Annotated in this window: 6 protein-coding genes; 1 reads left to right on the top strand and 5 read right to left on the bottom strand. The window is 66.8% G+C overall.

The annotated features are described in order from the left end of the window. Positions 1–37: 37 nt before the first annotated feature. Positions 38–610, top strand: a complete 573-nt coding sequence (locus NBV68_RS17570; RefSeq protein WP_296312370.1) for a DUF308 domain-containing protein — start codon at positions 38–40, stop codon at positions 608–610. Here NBV68_RS17570 and NBV68_RS17565 read toward each other — a convergent pair. The 5 genes from NBV68_RS17565 to mgtE form a co-directional block, all read right to left on the bottom strand. Continuing rightward, positions 607–999: a DUF1489 domain-containing protein gene (locus NBV68_RS17565; RefSeq protein WP_296312367.1), complete on the bottom strand. Its 393-nt coding sequence runs from the start codon at positions 997–999 to the stop codon at positions 607–609. The two genes, NBV68_RS17570 and NBV68_RS17565, sit on opposite strands and share 4 nt — an antisense overlap. A gap of 31 nt (positions 1000–1030) precedes the next feature. Beyond that, entirely contained in the window at positions 1031–2404 is a 1374-nt protein-coding gene (locus NBV68_RS17560; RefSeq protein WP_296312365.1) for an aromatic ring-hydroxylating dioxygenase subunit alpha, read from the bottom strand. After that, positions 2401–2904, bottom strand: a complete 504-nt coding sequence (locus NBV68_RS17555; protein ID WP_296312362.1) for a nuclear transport factor 2 family protein — start codon at positions 2902–2904, stop codon at positions 2401–2403. Before NBV68_RS17555 ends, NBV68_RS17560 begins: the two co-directional genes overlap by 4 nt. Continuing rightward, positions 2904–3662: an SDR family oxidoreductase gene (locus tag NBV68_RS17550; RefSeq protein WP_296312359.1), complete on the bottom strand. Its 759-nt coding sequence runs from the start codon at positions 3660–3662 to the stop codon at positions 2904–2906. Before NBV68_RS17550 ends, NBV68_RS17555 begins: the two co-directional genes overlap by 1 nt. Positions 3663–3697: 35 nt before the next feature. Continuing rightward, the coding region (gene mgtE, locus NBV68_RS17545) for a magnesium transporter (RefSeq protein ID WP_296312356.1) at positions 3698–5054 on the bottom strand (1357 nt) is incomplete at its 5' end.

Raw genomic sequence — 5054 nt, 5'->3', positions numbered from 1 at the left:
GCTGCCCGCGTCTGTCGGCATAAGGAGGCGAAAGCCGATGGCGGCCTATCCCAAGGCCCAATACAAGCGCTTCGGCGCACGCACCCCGGTGCGGCGGAGCGGCTTTGTGGTGCTCGGCGCGGTGCTGTTGGCGGTCGGCGTGCTGTCACTCGCCTTTCCGCTGCTGGCGGCGCTATCGTTCAACCTCGTGGTCGGGCTGACGCTGCTGGTCGGCGGGATCGCGGCGCTGCTCCACGCCTTTCGCGTCCACGGCTGGCAGGGGAGGGCAGTGCAGATCGTGCTCGGCCTGCTCTATATGCTCGGCGGGCTGGTGTTCCTCGCCAACCCCTTTGCCGGACTGCTGGCGCTGACCCTTGCGCTGGGCGCCTTCTTCGCGGCCGATGGCATCGCGCGGATGCTGATGGCGGCGCAGATCCGACCGCTGCGCGGCTGGGGGCTGTTTCTGGTCTCGGGTCTCCTGTCGCTGGGGCTGGGCGCGCTGGTGCTCCTCGGCCTGCCGGGCGGCTGGTCGCTGGCGATTCTCGGAATGGTGGTCGGGCTCAACATGATTCTCACCGGCGCCGCCTTCCTGTGCTGCACCGGCACTGCACCGGGGCGCGTGCGCGACTAGACCAGCCCGAGCCGCTCCAGCTTCATCGCCAGCTTGCCGGGCAGGGCATCGCCGATGTCCTCGCCCTCGGCGACGTCCTTGGGAGCTTTCTCGTCGGTGAGGTAACGCCACCCCTGGTGCGCGCGCTTGGGGATCTGGTGGACGCGGATCAGCTTGGGCTCGAGCACGATGTCCCAGCGCCCGTCCTCGGTCTTCTCGAAGCCGAGAATGGCCGAGCGCGCGACGATCGCGTGGTTGATGATCCAGTAGAGCGACCCGCCGATGCATTCCTCATGCCGCGTCGGGCGGTTGCGGGTGGTGAGCGCGATCGCGCCTCGGCCCTCATACCAGCTCTCAAGATTCGCATAGCTCTTCGCCCCGAAGGCGATCTTGGTCAGGTGAAGCGGCATGGATCGGCTTTCCGGCACCTGCCGCGGCAAGTCAACCGGCGAGGTATTCGTCGAGCGTCAGATGGAGCCGCCGGATGCGCGCCTCCTGATAGTTCCCGAGCGTCTGCGCACCTTTGCGCGAAGCCTTCGCCCCGTCACGCTGGAGCTTGAGGTTCTCGGTATCCTGATCGAGGATTTCAGCGAGCGCGAAGCCGGGGACGGTGGTGTAGCTGTCATCGACCCCGAGCCGGATCGGGGTGGCAGGCGCGGGCCGCTCGCCGCTGGCGGGGAGGGGCTGGAGAACGAGGATCTCGTGCAGGCATTCGTCCGGCCCCAGCGGGCGGAAGCGGTAGCACAGGCGGATGCCGATGCCGGGGAAGAAGAAGGCATTGGGGAAGAGGAAATACTCGATCGAGTCCATCATCTCGGTGGTCGAGACGCCCGAAAGATCGGTGCCGAAGGCCGCGCCCAATTCCTCGCGCAAGAGCTTTGCGTGCTCTGCGCGGGCGGAGGAGCCCTCCGGCAGGGCGGCAGGATCGCGGCCGAGCTTGCCGAACAAGGTCGCCTCGCTGACCTCCTGCCGAAGGTGCGGCGAGGGCACGCCGACCGCATGGATGAAGCGCGACACGTGCCGTCCGAAGATGTCGTATTGCGCATTGGCATCGGCCGCCGTGTAGACCGCCTGCGCGTGGGTCTCGAGCACGTGGAAGGCTTCGAGAAAGGCCTCCATCGCCATCTTCCAGTTGGCGGGCAGCACCTTCTCGGTGTGGAGCGCGACATAGCGATCATCCATCGGCCAGAGCTTGAAATGCTCCGGCATGACTTCGAGCTGCTCGGCCAGCGGCGGGGGATCGGCGCCCATGTGAATGAAGACGAACCCGCCCCAGGTGGCGCAGGCGACCTCGTCGAGGCCGAAGGTCTCGTCGGTGACGTGCGGGAAGTCCCAGCGGCAGGGCACTTCGCGAAGCGTGCCGTCAAGGTTCCAGCTCATTCCGTGAAAGGGGCAGCGGATATGCGCGCGCCGCACGCCCCTTGATCCTTCGGCAGCGAACTTCATCCCCCGGTGCGGGCAGGAATTGACGAAGGCGCGGATCGCCATGTCGGCCCCGCGCACGACCAGCACCGAAAGCGCAGCGACATCATAGACATAGCGGTCGCCGGGATCGGGAATGTGCTCCTCGCGGCAGGCCCATTGCCAGACGTTCGGCCACAGGCGCTCCAGCTCGAGGTCGTGGAACGCCGGATCGGTATAGCGCGCGAAGGGCAGGTCGGCGTCGCCGAGGAAAGTGTAGCTCTGCTCGCGCATCGCGGCGGGGGGATTGTCCCCGTCCGCATCGAGGATGTCCTGCATCGAGGGGCCCGGGCAGCGCGCCTCCCCGGGGGCGAGCGCGGGGTCGGAGGGGGCGGTGAGATCGGGCCTGCTCATCGGCGCATCGCCGCGCGGTCATACAGCGGGTCGGCGGGTTTTCGCTCGCCCATGATGAAGGGGGTGGCCGCGACCATGGCGTCCGCGGCGGGATCGTCGCGCACCCATTCGATCAGCTCGCTGCGATAGGCAATCTTCCAGACGCCGCTGCGCCGCGCGTAAAGATCGACATAGCGGCCCGCGATGAACAAGTCGCGCGCAGCGCCGCTTTCGTCCAACACGCGATGATAGGCCTGATAATAGACCTCCCCGAAGGCCTCGTCTTCATCCACGAAGTCGATGAGGTGCTGGCCGAGCATGTGGTGGTTGCGCTGGTGCTCCTTCAGCATCCTCATGCAGAACGCCGCGAAGTCCGCCGGGCCGCCCGATAACACCCCGTATTCGCACCGCGCTCCGGGCCAGAACTGCGCCTCGAGCAGCGCGCCGTCGAGCCGGTCGAGCCCGCGCATGTAGAGCGCGGCGAGGTCGATAATCGCGAAGCGGTCCTCGGCGGTCGGCATCAGGCGATACTCAATCCGCCATCGACGATGAACGGCGCGCCGGTGGCAAACTTGCTCTCGTCGCTGGCGAGATAGACGACGAGGTGGGCGATATCCTCGACCTCGCCCATCCGCCCGATCGGCTGGGCGACGCTGAAGGCGGCGCGGGTGGCGTCCGGGTCGGGGGTGCCGGCGATGACGCTCTCGACGTTGGGAGTGAGGATCGTGCCGGGCTGCACCGAGTTGACCCGCACCCCGTTCTGCTCGCGCGCGCAGTAGAGCGCGATGCTCTTGGTCAAGGTCACGACCGCCGCCTTGGCGGAGTTGTAGGCGGCCAAATCGGGCGAGACCTTGTTGCCCGCGGCGGACGAGAAGTTGACGATCGATCCGCCGCCGCTCCGCGCCATCAGCGGGATCGCCGCCTTGCAGCCCATGAAGATCGAATCGACATCGACCGTGTAGCAGCGCTTGAAATCCTCCGGCGAAATGTCGGCGATCGAGCCGAACACGGTGATCGCGGCATTGTTGACCAGCACGTCGAGCCTGCCATGCGCGGCTTCGACCTCGGCGATCACCTCCTGCCAGCGGGGCCAGTCGGTGACGTCCTGGGGCAAGTAGCCGCAGCCCAGCTCCGCCGCCGTGGCGCGGCCTGCGTCCTCGTCGATATCGGTGATGATCACGGTCGCGCCCTCGGCCAGCAGGGCCTTTGTCGCCGCCTTGCCCAGACCCATCGCGCCGCCCGTCAGCAGCACCACCTTGCCGCCTACCCGTCCTGCCATCACTCTCTCCCTCTTGTCGTTGGGAGCGTGGGCTATCAGCCGGTCAGACCCATCGCCACTGCCAAACCTAAGAAGGCGAAGAAGCCCATCGAATCCGTGATCATCGTCACGAACACGCTGCTAGCAACTGCCGGGTCCTGATCGAGCCGCTCGAAAATCACCGGCACCAGCACGCCCGCAAGGCCCGCAATCGCGATGTTGATGACCATCGCCATCGCGATCACGACGCCCATCATCGGCGAGAACAGGAAGCCCGCCGCCAGCCCGATCAGCAGCGCAATGGTGCCGCCGTTGAGCAGCGCCACGCGGAACTCGCGCAGCAGGATGCGCTTGGTGTTCGAGCGCGTGAGCTGGTTGGTCGCAATCGCGCGCACCGCCACCGCCATCGTCTGCGTCCCCGCATTGCCGCCGATGCTGGCGACGATCGGCATGAGCACGGCGAGCGCCACCAGCTGCTCGATCGCCGCGCCGAAGAAGGCGATGATCGAGGAGGCGACCACCGCCGTCCCGAGATTGGCGATCAGCCAGCGCACGCGGCTGGAATAGGCCTCGCGCAGCGGCTCGTTGATGTCGCCGTCGCCCGCGCCGGACATCAGCAGCGCATCTTCCGCCGCTTCCTCTGAGATGATGTGGACCACGTCGTCGACCGTCATCTGCCCGACCAGCCGCCCGCTTTCGTCCACCACCGCGGCTGAGATCAGCGCGTATTTCTGGAACATCAGCGCGGCTTCTTCCTGATCCATCGTGACGGGGATCAGGGTCTGGTCGCGCTTCATCAGATCGGTCAGGCGGACGCTACGCGGGGTCGTCAAAATCCAGTTCAGCGCGCAGGTGCCGACCGGATGGTGCCGCTCGTCGATCACGAACACCTCGAAGAAATCGTGGTCGAGATCGCCATCCTCGCGCAGGTAATCGATGAGGTCGCCGACGGTGAGATGCTCGGGCACCGCCACGAAGTGACGGCTCATCAGGCGCCCGGCGGTTTCCTCGGGATAGGCGAGCGCGCTGGAAACCGCCTCGCGCGTTTCCGGCTCGAGCTCGGCCATGACCGCGCGCTGATCGGCCTCGTCCAGATCCTCGATCAGCTGCACCGCATCGTCGGTGTCGAGCTGTTCGGCGATGGTGGCGACAGCCTGTGCGGACAGCGTGTCCATCAGGCTTTCGCGGACGTAATCGTTAAGCTCGGCGACGACCTCGCCGGTCATCAGGTCGCTGATCGTCGAGGCAAGCTGTGCGCGTTCGCGCGGTTCCAGCAGCTCGATCAGGTCGGCGATGTCGGCGGCGTGGAGCGGCTCGACCAGATCATAGACCGCGCCCTTGTCGCCCGCCTCGAGCGCATCGTGCACCGCGCTGACGAAGGAGGGCTTGAGGCGGTTTTCCTCGTCGTGCCGC

The organism is Erythrobacter sp. (assembly GCF_023653175.1).
Lineage (GTDB): Bacteria > Pseudomonadota > Alphaproteobacteria > Sphingomonadales > Sphingomonadaceae > Erythrobacter.
This window is presented reverse-complemented; position numbering and strand designations above follow the sequence as displayed.

Excerpts from the sequence above, each read along its gene's own strand:
- NBV68_RS17570 (WP_296312370.1), top strand. The coding sequence starts at position 38 with ATGGCGGCCTATCCCAAGGCCCAATACAAGCGCTTCGGCGCACGCACC.
- NBV68_RS17565 (WP_296312367.1), bottom strand. The coding sequence starts at position 999 with ATGCCGCTTCACCTGACCAAGATCGCCTTCGGGGCGAAGAGCTATGCG.
- NBV68_RS17560 (WP_296312365.1), bottom strand. The coding sequence starts at position 2,404 with ATGAGCAGGCCCGATCTCACCGCCCCCTCCGACCCCGCGCTCGCCCCC.
- NBV68_RS17555 (WP_296312362.1), bottom strand. The coding sequence starts at position 2,904 with ATGCCGACCGCCGAGGACCGCTTCGCGATTATCGACCTCGCCGCGCTC.
- NBV68_RS17550 (WP_296312359.1), bottom strand. The coding sequence starts at position 3,662 with ATGGCAGGACGGGTAGGCGGCAAGGTGGTGCTGCTGACGGGCGGCGCG.